At 70.8% G+C, this 16,782-nt stretch carries 11 protein-coding genes and 2 pseudogenes; 3 read left to right on the top strand and 10 right to left on the bottom strand.

Annotated features, from left to right (window positions below; translation table 11 throughout):
- The first annotated feature begins 78 nt into the window (after nt 1-78).
- Nucleotides 79-3,633 carry a DNA polymerase III subunit alpha gene (gene dnaE, locus ABTY15_RS24275; protein WP_350598745.1) on the top strand — a complete coding sequence of 1,185 codons (3,555 nt, stop codon included), beginning with the start codon at nt 79-81 and terminating at the stop codon, nt 3,631-3,633.
- Between the two features lie 236 nt (nt 3,634-3,869).
- On the opposite strand, the pseudogene ABTY15_RS24270 reads toward dnaE, so the two are convergent.
- From ABTY15_RS24270 to melC1, 5 genes and pseudogenes are all read right to left on the bottom strand, one after another.
- A pseudogene (locus ABTY15_RS24270) lies at nt 3,870-4,040 on the bottom strand (pirin family protein); the annotation flags it as partial.
- A 39-nt stretch (nt 4,041-4,079) separates the two neighbouring features.
- A pseudogene (locus ABTY15_RS24265) lies at nt 4,080-4,520 on the bottom strand (flavodoxin family protein); the annotation flags it as partial.
- Between the two features lie 241 nt (nt 4,521-4,761).
- Nucleotides 4,762-4,983: a hypothetical protein gene (locus ABTY15_RS24260; protein WP_350598739.1), complete on the bottom strand. Its 222-nt coding sequence runs from the start codon at nt 4,981-4,983 to the stop codon at nt 4,762-4,764.
- A gap of 88 nt (nt 4,984-5,071) precedes the next feature.
- Nucleotides 5,072-5,899: a tyrosinase MelC2 gene (gene melC2, locus ABTY15_RS24255; protein WP_350598734.1), complete on the bottom strand. Its 828-nt coding sequence runs from the start codon at nt 5,897-5,899 to the stop codon at nt 5,072-5,074.
- A 50-nt stretch (nt 5,900-5,949) separates the two neighbouring features.
- The gene (gene melC1, locus ABTY15_RS24250; protein ID WP_350598730.1) at nt 5,950-6,342 is read right to left on the bottom strand and encodes an apotyrosinase chaperone MelC1; all 393 of its coding nucleotides are present in this window, start codon (nt 6,340-6,342) and stop codon (nt 5,950-5,952) included.
- A 484-nt stretch (nt 6,343-6,826) separates the two neighbouring features.
- Between melC1 and ABTY15_RS24245 the strand changes: the two genes are divergently transcribed.
- The gene (locus ABTY15_RS24245) at nt 6,827-7,558 is read left to right on the top strand and encodes a hypothetical protein (protein ID WP_350598724.1); all 732 of its coding nucleotides are present in this window, start codon (nt 6,827-6,829) and stop codon (nt 7,556-7,558) included.
- A gap of 153 nt (nt 7,559-7,711) precedes the next feature.
- Nucleotides 7,712-11,761, top strand: a complete 4,050-nt coding sequence (locus ABTY15_RS24240) for an AAA family ATPase (RefSeq protein ID WP_350598721.1) — start codon at nt 7,712-7,714, stop codon at nt 11,759-11,761.
- 378 nt (nt 11,762-12,139) lie between these two features.
- On the opposite strand, the gene ABTY15_RS24235 is transcribed toward ABTY15_RS24240, so the two are convergent.
- The 5 genes from ABTY15_RS24235 to ABTY15_RS24215 all read right to left on the bottom strand — a co-directional run bounded on the left by ABTY15_RS24235 (nt 12,140) and on the right by ABTY15_RS24215 (nt 16,776).
- On the bottom strand, nt 12,140-12,856 hold the full coding sequence (locus ABTY15_RS24235; protein ID WP_350598714.1) for a flavodoxin family protein: 717 nt from the start codon (nt 12,854-12,856) through the stop codon (nt 12,140-12,142).
- Between the two features lie 390 nt (nt 12,857-13,246).
- Nucleotides 13,247-13,873, bottom strand: coding sequence for a hypothetical protein (locus tag ABTY15_RS24230; protein ID WP_350598709.1), 627 nt, complete (start codon nt 13,871-13,873; stop codon nt 13,247-13,249).
- Nucleotides 13,874-13,904: 31 nt separating this feature from the next.
- Nucleotides 13,905-14,672 (bottom strand): 3-oxoacyl-ACP reductase, encoded by a 768-nt coding sequence (locus ABTY15_RS24225; RefSeq protein WP_350598703.1) that lies wholly within the window; start codon nt 14,670-14,672, stop codon nt 13,905-13,907.
- Nucleotides 14,673-14,677: 5 nt separating this feature from the next.
- Nucleotides 14,678-16,051, bottom strand: a complete 1,374-nt coding sequence (locus ABTY15_RS24220; protein ID WP_350598697.1) for an aldehyde dehydrogenase family protein — start codon at nt 16,049-16,051, stop codon at nt 14,678-14,680.
- Nucleotides 16,048-16,776: a gamma-glutamyl-gamma-aminobutyrate hydrolase family protein gene (locus ABTY15_RS24215; protein ID WP_350598691.1), complete on the bottom strand. Its 729-nt coding sequence runs from the start codon at nt 16,774-16,776 to the stop codon at nt 16,048-16,050. Before ABTY15_RS24215 ends, ABTY15_RS24220 begins: the two co-directional genes overlap by 4 nt.
- Nucleotides 16,777-16,782: the final 6 nt, after the last annotated feature.

Below are 16,782 nucleotides of genomic sequence, written 5' to 3'. Positions count from 1 at the left end.
TCACGGCGAGTCGTGCGCGCCGACCCGCTACCGTGGGCGGCTTTGCGTCACGTCCCCATCTCAAGGAGCCGCTCCGCCGTGTCCGACAGCTTCACACACCTGCACGTCCACACCGAGTACTCGATGCTGGACGGGGCGGCGAAGAACGGCAAGCTGTTCGCCGAGGCCGAACGGCAGGGCATGCCGGCGATCGCGATGAGCGACCACGGGAACATGTTCGGTGCGTACGAGTTCTTCCACGCCGCCGCCAAGACGGGCGTGAAGCCGATCATCGGCATCGAGGCGTACGTCGCCCCGGCCTCGCGTTTCCTGAAGAAGCAGGTGTTCTGGTCCCCCGGCGGCCAGCGCCCGACCGGTGCCGACGGCGAGGGCGGCAAGGACGTCTCCGGCGGCGGCCGCTACACCCACATGACGATGTGGGCGCAGAACGCCACCGGTCTGCGGAACCTCTTCAAGCTCTCCTCGCTCGCGTCGATGGAGGGCTATTACATGAAGCCCCGGATGGACCGCGAGCTGATCGCCGCCAACGCCGGCGGCATCATCGCCACCACCGGCTGCCCCTCCGGCGAGGTGCAGACCCGGCTGCGCCTCGGTCAGTACGACGAGGCGGTCAAGGCCGCCGGCGCCTACCAGGACATCTTCGGCAAGGAGAACTACTTCCTGGAGCTGATGGACCACGACCTGGACATCGAGCGCGACGTCCGCCAGGACCTGCTGCGCCTCGCCAAGCAGCTGAACATCCCGCTCCTCGCCACCAACGACTCGCACTACGTGACCGCCGACCAGGCGGACGCCCACGACAGCCTGCTCTGCGTCGGCGTGGGCAAGAACAAGGACGACCCGAACCGCTTCAAGTTCAACGGCTCGGGCTACTACGTGAAGACCGCGGAGGAGATGCGCGAGCTCTTCCGCGAGCTGCCGGAGGCCTGCGACAACACGCTGGCGATCGCCGAGCGCGTGGAGTCGTACGAGGAGGTCTTCACCTACGTCGACCGGATGCCGCAGTTCGACGTGCCCGAGGGCGAGACCCAGGCCTCGTACCTACGCCAGAAGATCGCCGCCGGCCTCCAGCACCGCTACGGCGACAACCCCAGCCAGGAAGTGCTGGACCGGATCGAGCTGGAGATGGGCGTGATCACCCCGATGGGGTTCGACGCCTACTTCCTCGTCGTCGCCGACATTTGCCAGTACGGCCGGGACAACGGCATCCCGGTCGGTCCGGGCCGCGGTTCGGCGGCCGGCTCGATGGTCGCCTACCTGACCGGCATCACCCAGCTGGACCCGCTGGAGCACGACCTGCTGTTCGAGCGCTTCCTCAACCCCGAGCGCATCAACCCCCCGGACGTCGACATCGACTTCGACGACCGCCAGCGCGACCAGATGGTCCGCTACGTCACTGAGAAGTACGGCTCCGCGTACACCGCCCAGGTCAACACCTTCGGCACGATCAAGGCCAAGGCCGCCGTCAAGGACGCCAACCGCATCCTCGGCTACCCCTTCGCCATGGGCGACCGGATCACCAAGGCGATGCCCCCGGACGTCATGGGCAAGGGCGTGCCGCTGGCGGACCTCTTCGACGAGAAGCACGCCCGCTACAACGAGGGCACCGAGATCCGGGCGCTGTACGAGAACGAGCCCGACGTCAAGAAGATCATCGACACCGGGCGGGGTATCGAGGGCCTGATCCGCGGCACCGGCGTGCACGCCGCGGCCGTCATCCTCTCCTCGACCCCGCTGCTCGACCTGATCCCGCTGCACATGCGGGACAAGGACGGCGTGATCATCACCGGCTTCGACTACCCGTCCTGCGAAGCCATGGGCCTGATCAAGATGGACTTCCTGGGTCTGCGGAACCTGGGCATCATCGACCACTGCATCAAGATCGTGAAGGCCAACCGCGGCGTCGACGTCGACATCGAGAAGATCCCGATCGACGACCCCACCACCTACCAGTTGCTCGCCCGCGGCGACACCCTCGGCGTGTTCCAGCTCGACGGTGGTCCGATGCGCGCCCTGCTGCGGCTGATGAAGCCGACCGAGTTCGCCGACATCTCCGCCGTCTCGGCGCTGTACCGGCCCGGCCCGATGGGCATGAACTCGCACACCAACTACGCGCTGCGCAAGAACGCCCAGCAGGAGATCGTCCCGATCCACCCCGAGCTGGAGGAGCCGCTCAAGGAGGTCCTCGGCCCCACGTACGGCCTGATCGTCTACCAGGAGCAGGTCCAGCGAGCCGCCCAGGTGCTGGCCGGCTACTCGCTCGGCCAGGCCGACCTGCTCCGCCGGGCGATGGGCAAGAAGAAGAAGGAGGTGCTGGAGAAGGAGTTCGTCCCCTTCCACGCGGGCTGCAAGGAGCGCGGCTACTCCGACGAGGCCATCCAGGCCGTGTGGGACGTCCTCGTCCCGTTCGCCGGCTACGCGTTCAACAAGTCGCACTCCGCCGCGTACGGCCTGGTCTCCTACCAGACCGCCTACCTGAAGGCGAACTACCCGGCCGAGTACATGGCCGCGCTGCTCACCTCCGTCGCCGACGACAAGGACAAGATGGCGGTCTACCTGGCCGAGTGCCGGCAGATGGGCATCCGGATCCTCTCCCCCGACGTCAACGAGTCGGTGGTCGACTTCACCGCCGTCGGCAGCGACGTCCGGTTCGGGCTCAAGGCCGTCCGCAACGTCGGTGTGCCGGTCATCGAGTCGCTGGTGAAGACCCGCAAGGAGAAGGGCAAGTACACCTCCTTCGCGGACTTCCTGGACAAGGTCGAGCTGGTGGTCTGCAACAAGCGCACCGTCGACTCCCTGGTCAAGGCCGGCGCCTTCGACTCGCTCGGCCACACCCGCCTGTCGCTGAGCACCGTGCACGAGAGCGCGATCGACGCCGTCACCGGCGTGAAGAAGCAGCAGGCCATCGGCCAGGACGACCTGTTCGGTGCCCTCGACAGCGGTGACGACACCCCCGCGATCGGGCTCGACTTCCAGCTCACCGACAACGAGTGGCCCCGCCGCCAACTCCTCTCCCTGGAACGGGAGATGCTGGGCCTCTACGTCTCCAGCCACCCGCTCGACGGCGCCGAGCACATCCTCTCCCGCAACCGCGACACCTCGATCGCCGAACTCCTCGGCTCCGGCCGCTCCGAGGGCGAGGTCCGCCTCGCCGGCCTGATCACCGGCGTCGACCGCCGGATCAACAAGGCCGGCAACGCCTGGGCGATCATCACCCTCGCCGACCGCGACGGCTCGGTCGAGGTGCTGTTCTTCCCGGCCACCTACAACCTGATGGCCGAGCAGATGGTCGAGGACAACGTGATCTCGGTCCGCGGCCGCCTCAACGAGCGCGACGGGTCACTGAGCGTCTTCGGTCAGGAGATCACCACGCTCGACGTGTCCTCCGCCGAACTCGGCACCAAACCGCCCGTCCAGATCACCGTCCCCCTCGGCAAGGTCACCCCCGACACCGTCGCCGAACTCAAGCTCGCCCTCCAGGCCCACCCCGGCGACGTCCCCGTCCGCCTGCTGACCACCAATTGGGACAAGGACACCCTCTACGAACTCGGCTTCCTGGTGAACCCCGACAACGGCCTCGCCTCGGACATCAAGACCCTCCTCGGCAACCGAGCCTGGACGGGCACAGCGTAGCCGCGACGAGCCTGTTCACCCGACGGTCAGTCAGAGAGGTCAGCAAAGAGTCGGCATCCATCCGAGCAGACCCTGTTACACGCGCACGAACACGAGAACCGAGGAGCCCTCACCTCAGCTGCTTTCGGCACCACCGAAGGTCTTCCGGGGCGCTCCTCGACTCGCTGGTCGAGGAGCGCCCCGAGATCCCGGCCAGCAGCGACCGCACGCATACCCGATCGCGACACGTGCACAGGTCAGCGCATCCGACCGCGCGACTTGAGAGGAAGGTCCGGCACCTCGGGAGCAGGCAGCCTGGCGCCGCCGTAACCGTGCACTTCGCCGAACCGCGAGCCCTACTCCCAGTCGTTCCGTGCTTGTACGATCTCCTCACCGGCGCGGCCGATGAAGTTCCACCACATGACGATCAGCCAGGCTGTCCTCCACCTCCTGCTTCACGTCGGCTTTCAGCGGTGTTCGGGGTTCTCGAAGTCGAAGCGGCAGCCGGCGTCCCACTCGGAGCGCTGGTTGCCGTGGGCCGGGATGCCGCCGGCGTCCTTGAGCATGCGGGCGAGGTGGAGCTGGTTCCAGGTCATGAAGGTGGCGTTGCGGTTGGTGAAGTCGTTGTCCGGGCCGCCGGAACCGGGGTCGAGGTAGGACGGGCCGGGCCCTGCCTCGCCGACCCAGCCGGCGTCGGCCTGCGGGGGGACGGTGTAGCCGAGGTGCTGGAGGCTGTAGAGGACGTTCATCGCGCAGTGCTTGGCGCCGTCCTCGTTGCCGGTGATCAGGCAGCCGCCGACGCGGCCGTAGTAGGCGTACTGGCCCGCCGAGTTGAGGATGGAGGAGCAGGCGTAGAGGCGCTCGATGACCTTCTTCATCACGGAGGAGTTGTCTCCCAGCCAGATCGGCGGAACACCCTGTTACCCTACCTGACCAGCGACGGAGTCCGACAGGCCCGATCCCGGGCTCCGCACCCGTGACACCACACTGCGCCCCACGGCCTCGCTCCTCCCGATCGCCCCACGAGCGCGCCCGCGCCCTGACCAATGTCGGCGCACACCGGCCGGATCTCGAGCGAGCTCGCCGGACGGAGCCCGAAGGGCCCAGTCCCGGAAGGGTTTCCGCGTCCCGAACACCCCGGTCTGCGGCTTACCCCGACGCGCACCGCAGCTGCATGAACGAATTCGGGTCCAGCCGAGCCGGGCTCCCCCTGGAGACGGGCCCGAGGTGTCCGAGCGAGGAGGTTGCCGCCTCGGCGGTGGCTCCTGTGCGGGCGGGCCCGCGTTGCTTGGGCGGGAGTTCGGCCGCGACGTCCATGGCCCCGGTCAGCCAGTCGTCCAGGACGTCGTCGTCGAGGGCATCCTCCGCCACGAGGACCGCCTCGCTGTCCCTTGCCCGAATCACCAAGGTGGACCGGAGCATGGGCCACTGCTCCGGTCCCCGGCCTGTGCCGGCCGGATCAGTACGCGCTGTCGTACGTGTAGAACTTGGTGTGGTCCATCAGGTCGGCCGGGGTGACGTCGTTCCACGGCTTCATGGTGTCGTTCAGGGCGACCACGTTCCTGGTGCGGCGGACCGGCTGGTAGCTCTCGCCCGGGTGCCGACTCTGCCAGGCGGCCCAGAGGCGGTCGATCATGCAGTGGTGCATCCAGAACACCGGGTCGTTGGGCGACATTCCGGTGCTCATGGTGCCGCCGACCCAGACGTGCACCCGGTTGTGCACGTTGACGCCCGCCCAGCCTTCCAGGTTGTTGCGGAAGCCCGCGCTGGAGCTGTTGAACGGCGCGGCGTCGTACGTGGCCATCCCCAGCACGGCGTCCACGTCGGCCCTGGTCGGCAGGCTCTGTCCGCTTTGACCCAGTCGGCGGATCAGGTAGTTGCGGGTGTCGGGCCTGACGGTGAGCGTCCAGTTGCCGGAGCTCTGCGCGAACGGGCCGGTGGCCACCCGGCCGTCGGTGCCGGTGCCGCCTCCACCGAGAAGATCCGGACCCCAAAGCGTGGAGTCCGGTGTGCGGTCGGTGGTCCAGTCCCAGTACGGCAGCGTGACGGTGGCGTCGATCGCCTGCAGTGCCTGCTCGAAGCGCAGCAGGAAGCTACGGTGCCAGGGCAGGAAGGACGGCGAACGGTGGCCGGTGCGCTCGGTGGTGTCGGTGTCGCTCATGATGAAGGCGTTGTGCGTGCTGACGAAGGCGTCGTAGGCACCGCGGCGCTTGAGTTCCAGGACCGCGTTGACGAAAGCGCGCTTCTCCGCGGCCGTCAGGGTCGCCTGGTTCTTGCGGACTGCCATGGTTGTTCCTTTGAGGGTGGTCTGTGCGGAGGCCGGAGCGCGGTCCGGAGTCAGGCGGCGAGCGGGGCCAGATCGGCGCCGTCCAGGGAGTCGACGGCAGCTCGGACCAACGTGCGCGGCGTGGTGAAGGTCTGGTAGTGGTTGATGACGCTGATCCAGGTGCCGTCCGCGTTCCGCATCATGTGCAGTTCGCGGCCGTCGATCAGCACCATGTAGCCGCTCATCGCGTGGTGGCCGTCGCCGGACATCGGCATGCCCTGGATGCGGCGGCCGCGGAAGACCTCGTCGAAGCTTTCGCCGCCCTCCGTGTCGGCGCCGCTGGCGGGGGTCATGGCGGGGCCGGTGAGGCCCAGGACGACCGTGCCCGCGGCGACGGCCGTGGCGACGACGGCGCCTTGCAGCATCCGCCGACGGGTGACTTCGGTGGTGGTGTTTTCAGACATGGCAATGCCCCCCAGATGGAAAATGTGAAGAACTTTCAACGCCCCCGTTGTTCGCGGACCGGTCGGCGACGTCTACTGCCGGACGCGCCGTCGGCGCTGGTCAAGGCGATCCGGTGGCGATCGGCCCGCTCGAAGTCATTCCTACCAGGCGCGAGCGAACGACTCGGATGTGTGATCGAGTTGAGGACCCGGAGTGATCACTTCAAGCCGGTCGTGTGAAAGATGTTGCATCTTCTACAGAAGTCAGACCTTCGGTTCGCAGTGAATCCTGCGCATGGAAGCCGAAGATCCTTCGCTCGGGCGGCCATCTCACCGCAAGGCCTGCGGCCTTGACGCGCCCTTTGTGACAGTCGCTACACGAACAGGATGGCGCGATGCCGACAGGCGATCACGCACCCCGCTTCGAGGCGGTGGACGGCGCGGGACCCACGGGCGTGGGAGTGGGCCCGGAAGGCCTCCGCGGGCATGGCTGCGGGGCGCTGCCGTGCAGCGGCACGACCCGTTCGTCGCGGCGGCCGACCGGTGGCTGGTCGAGACGGCCACCGCCGACGGAGAGCTCCCGGCGTTCACCGACCTGTCGGCCACCGCCGGGCCGCACGCCCGGCGGACCCTGTACCTGCACGCCCTGGCGTGCATCCTCGGTGCGCCCGACGCCGATGCCCGCCGACTGCTGGCCGACACCGAGGCCGCGCTGGGAGGCGAACGAAGCAGCCGGCTCAAGCCGTGGCAACGGATCATGCTGCTGTCCTTCGAGGCCATCGCCTGCTCCGCGTCGGGTCTGCCCGTGCCCGCGGGTACGCTCGGCGAGGTGCAGCGCGCGCAGTCCTCGGACGGCTCGTTCCTCGGCATGCCGCTGGTCACCGGCATGCTCCACCTGGCTCTGACCCGAACGGCTCCCGACCATCCGGCCACCCACCGGTGCCGGGAAAGCCTACTGGCCGATCAACAGCCGGACGGCACCTGGCGGTTCCTGGTCAGCGAGGTGTGGGACACCGCCCTGATGGTCCGGGCCCTGCGCGCCGAGTGCCACCATGAGGCCGTCATCGAGGGCCGGCGGGACCGACTGACGTCCATCATCCCGCCCCAGATGCCAGAGTGTTACCTCCAACCCAGATCGGCGGAAGACTCCGGCACCCTAGCCGACCAGCTGAGTCGACGGGCAGGCTCAAGCACATCGATTCTGCGCACCGGAGACGAAGGACGAGCAGCACGCTGACGTCCCGCCCAAGGCATCTCCCGCGCGGCCGGAACCCTACGCTTCCGCAACGAATGCGGCATTCCGCACCCGACGTACGCGCACGCTCTGGTACGCAAGTGGCGGCTGTAGGCGGGCGGCCGCGCAGTGCGGCGCCCGCGGGAGGGGAAGCACATGAGCACGTCATCGAGGTCGGCCGTCATCGCCACCGAACAGCGGGCGGTCGACCGCGCGTACGCCTGTTACGAAGCCAAGCTCGCCGAACTGTCCGGCGACGCGTCGGCCCAGGCGGCAGCCAGCAGGAAGGACGGCATCGCGGCCCGGGCGGAGTCCGCGGCCAGGGCGGAGGTGTTCCGTCTGGAGGGCGAGAACCTCGTCACGATGCGGGTGGACACCCGGTCGGACGAGACGGGCGAACCGGAGGTCTTCTACGTCGGGCGGCGGACGGTGCACGACGCCGAGACCCGCGACACCGTCGTCATCTCCTGGACGAACGAGCTCGCCACCGCGTGGCGCCTGGCCACGCCGGACGCTCCAGGTGAGGTCCGGTTGCGGCGACGTCTGGACTGCGACCAACGGACGGTCCGGGACTACCGCGACGAGATAGCCCCGCCGGTCCCGGCCGCCACCGGAGAGGGGGCGGGTGTGCCGTCCCCCGGGGACGTCTTCGGCCCCGACTCCGGGGCCCGGCAACCGGCGGTGGACGACCTGCTCCTCCGGGACCTCGACCGCGCCCGCCGCAGCCGCATGCGCGACATCGTCGAAACCATCCAGCCCGACCAGATGGCGCTGGTGGCCGGCCCGTCCACGGGTGTCCTGGTCGTCCAGGGCGGTCCCGGCACCGGGAAGTCGGCAGTCGGCCTCCACCGGGTGACCTGGCTCGTCGACAACAAGCGCTTCCAGGCTCAGGACATCCTCGTGGTCGGCCCGCACCGGAGGTTCCTGGAGTACGTCGGCCGGGTCCTGCCCACCCTGGGCACGCGCAACGTCACCGCAGTCGAGCTCCCCTTCCTCTGGACGGGGAGCCTGCGAGCCGAGGACGCCCCGTCCGTGCGCCGGATCAAGTCGGACGAGCGCATGGCCGAAGTGCTGCGGCGCCGGGTCGAGGGCAACTGCCGACCGGCCGCCGTCGATGCCGCCGTCACCGCCCCCACGGACGAGCACGGCGAGCCGATGTTCACCATCGTCCTGGGCAGCTCGCCCCTGAGGGTTCCGGCGTCCGAGGTCCGCCGCGTCTTCGAGGCCGCCCGCACCGGGCCGGGCCACTACCGGGCCCGCCGGGACCGCTTCCGCGACGTGCTGGTCGACCTCCTGCTGGCCGCGCTGCGGCAGGGCTTCCCGCAGCGCGCTCGTGACCGGGCCGTCCGGCAGAGCGTCGAGCGTCATCGCCAGGTGGCCGCGCTCGTCGAACGGGCGTGGCCTCCCCTCAGCCCCGAGGAGGCCCTGCGGAGCCTGCTGAACTCGCCGGGCAGGCTGGCCGAGTGCGCCGCCGAGGTGTTCGACGCGGCCGAGCAGGCGCTGCTGTCGCGCCCGGCCGCCGAGCGTGCCGAGGACGAGCCGTGGACCCTGGACGACCTGGTGTGCCTCGAAGAGCTACGGACCCTCATCTCGGGTGAGATGCCGCAGCGTTACCCGCACATCGTCGTGGACGAGGCGCAGGACCTGACTCCCATGCAGGCCCGGTCACTACGGCGGCGCAATCCGAGGGGGTCGATGACCGTGCTCGGCGACCTCGCGCAGGCCACCGGACCGCACGACTACCCGAGTTGGGAGCGGATCGGCCGGATCCTGGCGGGCGAGGGCGGCTGGCACCTCGAGGAGCTCACCACCAGCTACCGGGTGCCGGCGCAGATCATGGAGTTCGTCGCTCCGCTCGCCCGGGCGGTGGCCCCGTCCGTTCCCTTCCCGGCCGCGGTGAAGGAGGCGGACGGGGAGCCGGTGCGGATCGTGGAGACGACGCCTTGGCAGCTCCTCGCCGAGGCGGTCGGGCACGCGGCACGGCTGGCCGGATCGGACGGTCGAACCCAGCGCTCGATCGCCCTGGTCGTCCCCGACGATTCGGACTGGCTCGAGCAGGTCCGGCTCCTGGTCGACGCCGCGGAGGCGATGACCGACGAGGTCCGGGAGGCGGTGACCGTCCTGACCGCCGGCGAGGCGAAGGGCATGGAGTTCGACCACGTCCTCGTCCTGGAGCCCGCGACTATCACCGCCCGCGGTGCCGAGGGCCCGCGGCAGCTGTACGTGGCCCTGACCCGGAGCACCCAGACGCTGACGGTGCTGCACACCTCACCCCTGCCTGCGGTCATGCTGCCCGCCGCCGGCCCGTCGCCCTCCGCCGGACCGGACGATCCCGCACCGGAGCCTGCGTCCGGCCCGGCGCAGGGTCGCGTCTGCTCACGCTTCCACCTGGACGGGCAGCGCTGCGAGCTGACCACGCAGAACGCCGACGGCTGGTGCCGTGACAGCTCCTGCGGCGGCTTCCGAACGAGTTCGGTGCCGGAGCGGCCGACACCTCGCAACCTGCCCAGGGTGCCCGCCGACGCCGACCTCGGGACCGGATTGGAGGCGTCGGAAGCGTTCCTCGGCAGGCTCCGGGTGACCAGGGCCGCCGTCCGGGCCTTCGTGACCGCGCACGGTGGCAGTGACCAGGAGGCCGAAGCCGAGATCCGTGGCGTGATCGCCACGTTCCTCACCAACGGGCGCCAGGCGCAGCAGACGGACGGCTACCGGCTCGTCGACCTCAGCGGCTACCGGTTCGTCCTGAGCCACGACGGGACGGCGCTGACCGGCTACCGGAGCGTGCACGGCGAACGGAGTCCTGCGCAGTACCTGGCCGGGGTCCCGTCCCGGTACCGGGTCTCCGGGCTCGCCGCCGACCGCGGCCCGGCTCTCCAGGACACGGCTGCGGTACGCGCCCTGACGGTCGAGCAGATCCAGGTGAGCGCCGAGGCCCGGACCGCGTACGCCGACCTCGCCTCGGACCGGTCGGATCAGTCGGACGCCTTCCTGAGCCGGCTCCGCAACGCGCTGGCGGCGGACCTGTCCGGCGGCCACATCGAGACCCAGCCGCGGGGCAATCACCTCGTCCTCGGTTCATCGCGTACCTGGAACCTCTCGCCGGACGGCGGTTCGGTGCTCTTCGTCCGCAGGCCCACCCCGTTGGACGCGGAGATCCTGGCGGCCGCCGGCCTGGGAGCGGCGGACGAACTCACACCCGGTACCGAACTGCGGGTACGCGCCCTCGCCCACGGTGACCAGCTCCACTGGAGGGTCACCCCGGTGCCGGAGGACCGGCACCGGCGGTACCTCCTGAAGCTGAGGCCCACTGACCGGGCGCCCGAGGCCGGGCAGGAACTGGACGTCTGGGTCGTGCAACGCCGCTCCGGCGTGTACGTCGTGTCGGCGAACGACTTCGGGCGCCACGGGATCTCCGAGCGCTCGACCGAGCGCTACAGGAGCGCGCTGGCGGTCCTGACCGCAATCGGTGACGACGGTCCGGCCGAACTGTCCGAGACCGGACTCCTGGAACTCGACGCTCTGGTCGGCGGCTGCCTCCGCCGCGACCAGGCCGACTGGCTCTCCGTCTGGCGACTCCTGGGATCCCCGTCCTCCCCCGACCTGACGGTGCTGCGGGACCTCTCCCGCAGCCTCCCGGAGGCCGTACGGTCAGCGGACGCGGCCGAGTTGGAGCGGCTCGGCGAGGTCCTGCAGAGCAGCGGCTGGCGGGACCGGGCGGTCGCCGCCCTGGCGAAGCTCACGGGCGAGAAGTCCTCCGAGGTGTCCGCCGCGGCCGCGCTGGCCGACGTCCTGACGGCCGAGCTCGCGGCCGCGGCCGAGGCCGACCGGACGTGCCTCCGGCACGAGGCGGTGCGCCACCAGCTCATGGCGACCCTCTTCGGGGCGGGCCACAAGCCGCAGGACTCGTCGATCGTCGACGTCGTCCGGCCCGGAGACCGGGGTCCGATCGTCTGCGAGGTCCTTCCGGCCGGCCACACCTCGTACCACGCCGTGCGGGCCGGCGCCGTCCGCGTGCGGGAGATCGGACAGATGACGGGCGGGACTCCCGAGCGGCTCCACGTCGTCCTCACCTCGCCGCCCGACGAGCCGTGGATCCCCGACCTCGTCGAACGGGTCCTCGACGTCTCCGTCGTCTGGCCCTCGGCCACCGGCTGGCAGGGCCCGGGAAGCTCGTCCGCGACCGGCACCGAGCGACCGAGCGACTGAGCGACCGGCACGAGTGCCCGACGGCGGGGTTCCGCCATCGGGCACTCGTCCTCCTCGGATGATCCGTTCGCGACCTCTACCGGCGGCGGAGCCGCCTCGTGCGCTTGTCCGGGGGCACCGAGTTGCGCGAGGCGGGGGGCACACGTTCATGTGTCCGCTACAGCAACAGGGTCACTTGGCGAACGAGGTGTTGCTGTTGCACTGACCCACGTCTCCCGGATCCTGACCAAACCGAGCCTCCCCGACCGGTCCAAGCGGTCGCCCACGCCAGGTGAATCGCGACTCGCCGCCATGAACATCCGGATGCGGGGGCAGAGGCTCCTGTCGCATGTCCTGCCATGGCCGCGTACGAGAGGCTTGCGCCTCCGTTCGGGCAGGTCAGCGGTGTTCGGGGTTCTCGAAGTCGAAGCGGCAGCCGGCGTCCCACTCGGAGCGCTGGTTGCCGTGGGCCGGGATGCCGCCGGCGTCCTTGAGCATGCGGGCGAGGTGGAGCTGGTTCCAGGTCATGAAGGTGGCGTTGCGGTTGGTGAAGTCGTTGTCCGGGCCGCCGGAACCGGGGTCGAGGTAGGACGGGCCGGGCCCTGCCTCGCCGACCCAGCCGGCGTCGGCCTGCGGGGGGACGGTGTAGCCGAGGTGCTGGAGGCTGTAGAGGACGTTCATCGCGCAGTGCTTGGCGCCGTCCTCGTTGCCGGTGATCAGGCAGCCGCCGACGCGGCCGTAGTAGGCGTACTGGCCCGCCGAGTTGAGGATGGAGGAGCAGGCGTAGAGGCGCTCGATGACCTTCTTCATCACGGAGGAGTTGTCTCCCAGCCACACGGGCCCGGCGAGCGTCAGGATGTCGGCCGCCATCACCTGCGAGTAGATGACCGGCCACTCGTCGGTCTCCCACCCGTGCTCGGTCATGTCCGGCCACACGCCGGTCGCGATGTCGATGTCCACCGCGCGCAGGACCTCGACCTGGACGCCCTGGCGCTCCAGGATGCCGGTGCTGACGTCGATCAGGCCCTGGGTGTGGCTGCGCTCCGGGGAGCGCTTGAGGGTGCAGTTGATCACCAGGGCGCGGAGATCACGGTAGGACGGGGCGGTGTCGGTCATCGGGGCGTCCCCTTCGGGCGGGTGCGTGGTCGGGCGGCGGAATGCGCCCGGCTGCCGGTGTCGAGGTGGCTCCGGGCCGGTCCGGCCGAGATCCCGTCCACTGTCTCGCCTCGTCGGCCGAAAGGGTCGAATGCAGCACGCGAGGTGACCGAGCCGGTCGCCCGATCACCCAGGTGGCCGCGTGCGGGCGGCCATCACGCGCCGTCACACGAACCGCACCCGATCCACCCAGAAGTCTCGCGCCGGCCGGGTGTCGCGAGCCGGTCCGCTATGCGTACGCTCGCATCCGATCCGGCTCGGCATGCGGGCGGCGTGGAAGTCACCGCCGGGATCCCGGTCATGCCGCACCTACGGAAAAGATCCCATGAGTTACTGCACGCCCTGCCAACGTCACCTCAACGGTGCGCTCTCCTGCCCCGGCTGCGGCCGGACCGCCGAGGCCACGACCGGGGAGGCCGCGCACCAGCCGCCCACGCAGCCGAGTGAGGTCCCGGCCACGGCGTCCGCACCGCCACCCCGGTCGGCAGGACGGTCCGCAGGGCGGTCGGCTCGGCGGCGGGGCGGCCGGCCGCGGGGCGCGGTCGTGGCCGTGTCGGCGGCCGGGCTGGTGGTCTGTGGGCTGGCCACCGTCCTGCTGGCCGGCGGCAACTCGGACGGTGCGGTGACCCCGGACTCCGCCGGCGCCGGGTCACCCTCGCAGAACTCCGCGGCCACCCCCGGAACCCCGGCCTCACGGGCACCGGCACCGGCCGCCACCACTACCACGGTCACGGCCCGCCCGCAGCCGTCGGCCACCACCACCCGGCCCAAGCCGTCCAGCAGCACCGCCTCGACTTCGGCGTCGCCCTCGGACCCGCCCGCGTCCCCGGCCGCCCCGCTTCCGGCGGAGCCGCCCGCGAAGCCCTCCCCGAGCGCGGCCAAGCCGACCACCGATCCCAGCCCGCCGCCCTCCGCCACGCAGCACCCGACCACCCCGACCGCCACCCCGAGCTGCACCCGGTTCCTGCTCTGGTGCACCTGAGCAGGAACCGGCGCGCCCGGGCCGGGGCTACTGCGGGGTGACGTAGGCGCCGGAGATGCCGCCGTCGACCAGGAAGGTGTTGGCGGTCATGAAGGAGGAGTCGTCGGAGGCGAGGAAGGCCACCGCGGCGGCGATCTCCTCGGGCTCGGCGAACCGGCCGAGCGGGATGTGGACCAGGCGGCGGGCCGCCCGCTCGGGGTCCTTGGCGAAGAGTTCCTGGAGGAGCGGGGTGTTCACCGGGCCGGGGCAGAGCGCGTTGACCCGGATGCCCTCGCGGGCGAACTGCACGCCCAGCTCGCGGGACATGGCCAGGACGCCGCCCTTGGAGGCGCTGTAGGAGATCTGCGAGGTGGCGGCGCCCATCACCGCGACGAAGGACGCGGTGTTGATGATCGAGCCCTTGCCCTGGCGCTGCATGTGCGGGATCGCGTACTTGCAGCACAGGTAGACGCTGGTCAGGTTGACCTCCTGGACGCGCTTCCAGGCGTCCAGGCCGGTGACCAGGATGGAGTCGTCGTCCGGCGGGGAGATGCCCGCGTTGTTGAAGGTGATGTCGAGCCGTCCGTACTCGTCGACGGCCCGCTGGAAGAGGTCGCGGACGGCCTGCTCGTCGGTGACGTCGGCCTGGATGAACAGGCCGCCGACCTCGTTGGCGGCCTTGGCGCCGGTCTCCGGGTCGAGGTCGACGCAGACGACCTTCGCTCCCTCGGCGGCGAACCGGCGGGCGGTCGCCAGGCCGATGCCGCTGCCCGCGCCGGTGATGACGGCCACCCGGCCGTCGAGTCGCTGGGTCATGCTGATCAATCCTCCGTGGAGATGAAGACGTTCTTGGTCTGGGTGAAGGCGTCGAGGGCGTCCGGGCCGAGCTCGCGGCCGAGGCCGGACTGCTTGAAGCCGCCGAAGGGGGTGGTGTAGCGCACCGAGGAGTGCGAGTTGACGGAGAGGTTGCCGGCCTCGACGCCGCGGGAGACCCGCAGCGCGCGGCCGACGTCCCTGGTCCAGATCGAGCCGGACAGGCCGTACTCGGTGGCGTTGGCGATGCGCAGCGCGTCCTGCTCGTCGCGGAACGGGACGACGGTGACGACCGGGCCGAAGATCTCCTCGGTGAAGGCGCGGTCGTCGTGCCGCACGGGCGCGAGCACGGTCGGCGGATACCAGAAGCCGGGCCCCTCGGGGGCGGTGCCGCGGAAGGCGACGGGCGTCCCGTCCGGGACGTAGGAGGCGACCCGCGCCCGGTGGGCGGCGGAGATCAGCGGGCCCATCTCGGTCTTCTCGTCGGACGGGTCGCCGACCCGCACGCCGCGGACGGCCGGTTCCAGGAGCGCCAGGAAGTCCTCGAACACGGACGCCTCGACCAGGATCCGGGAGCGGGCGCAGCAGTCCTGCCCGGCGTTGTCGAAGACGGCGTACGGCGCGGTGGCGGCGGCCTTGGCGAGGTCGGCGTCGGCGAACACGATGTTGGCGCTCTTGCCGCCGAGTTCGAGGGTGACGGGCTTCACCTGGGCGGCGCAGCCCGCCATGATCTCCTTGCCGACCCGGGTCGAGCCGGTGAACACCACCTTGCGCACGTCGGGGTGGGTGACGAAGCGCTGTCCGACCACCGGGCCGCGCCCGGGCAGGATCTGTAGCACGCCCTCCGGGATCCCGGCCTGGAGGGCGAGTTCGCCCAGGCGCAGGGCGGTGAGCGGGGTGAGTTCGGCGGGTTTGACGATGACGGTGTTGCCGGCGGCGAGGGCCGGGGCCAGCGCCCAGGCGGCGATCGGCATCGGGAAGTTCCACGGCACGATGACGCCGACCACGCCGATCGGTTCCTGGAAGGTGACGTCGATGCCGCCGGCGACCGGGATCTGCCGGCCGAACAGCCGCTCGGGGGCGGCGGCGTAGTACTCGATGACGTCGCGCGCGTTGCCCGCCTCCCAGCGGGCGTTGCCGATGGTGTGGCCGGCGTTGGCGACCTCCAGGGCGGCGAGGTGGTCGCGGTCGGCGTCGACGGCGGCGGCGAAAGCGCGCAGCAGCCGGGCCCGGTCGGCGGGGGCGACCCGGCGCCAGGTGTCGAAGGCGGCACGGGCGCGGGCGACGGCGGCGTCGGTCTCGGCGAGACCGGCCAGTTCGACGGTGGCGATCACCTCCTCGGTGGCGGGATTGACGACCTCGTAGAGGTCCGGTTCGGTCATCGGGCGGTCTCCCTGTGGGTGGCGGGCTGGCTCGCGGTGACGAGCGCGCGGAACAGTCGCTGGTCGTCGGGGTCGGTCTCGGGGTGCCACTGGACGCCCAACGCGAAGCGGTGGTCGGGCAGTTCGAGTGCCTCGACGGTCCCGTCCGCGCTCCGGGCGGTCACCGCCAGTCCGGCGCCGAGCCGGTCGACGGCCTGGTGGTGGTAGCAGGAGACCTCGGTGGCGGGCCCGAGGACGGCGGCGAGCCGGCTGCCGTCCGTCACGTCGACCCGGTGGCGCACGAAGCGGGCGGGGACGGTCTGGTGGCTCCCGTCGGGCAGGTGCTGGAGGAGGGTGCCGCCGAGCTCGACGTTGAGCAGCTGCATGCCGCGGCAGATGCCGAGCAGCGGCAGGTCGCGGGCGAGGGCGGCGTGCAGCAGGCCGCTCTCCCAGTCGTCCCGCGGCCGGTGCGGCGGGCCGGTGCGCGGGTCGGGGGTGGCCGCGTAGCGGGCCGGGTCGATGTCCGGTCCGCCGGCGAGGACGAGCCCGTCCAGGGCGTCGAGCAGGTGGCCGGCCCCGCCGTCGGGCTGCGGTGGCAGCAGCACCGGGGTGCCGCCCGCGTGGACGACGGCGTCGACGTAGGTCTGCGGGACGAGCGAGGCGCGCTGGTGCCAGACGGCCCAGGCGGCCTCGTCCTGGTAACTGGTGATGCCGATCAGCGGTCGGCGGCGGTCGTCGTGGTGCATCACCGG

Source organism: Kitasatospora sp. NPDC097643 (assembly GCF_040302625.1).
Classification (GTDB): Bacteria; Actinomycetota; Actinomycetes; order Streptomycetales; family Streptomycetaceae; genus Kitasatospora.
Note: the sequence above shows the minus strand (reverse complement) of the source record. Positions and strands in the feature narration are given on the sequence as shown.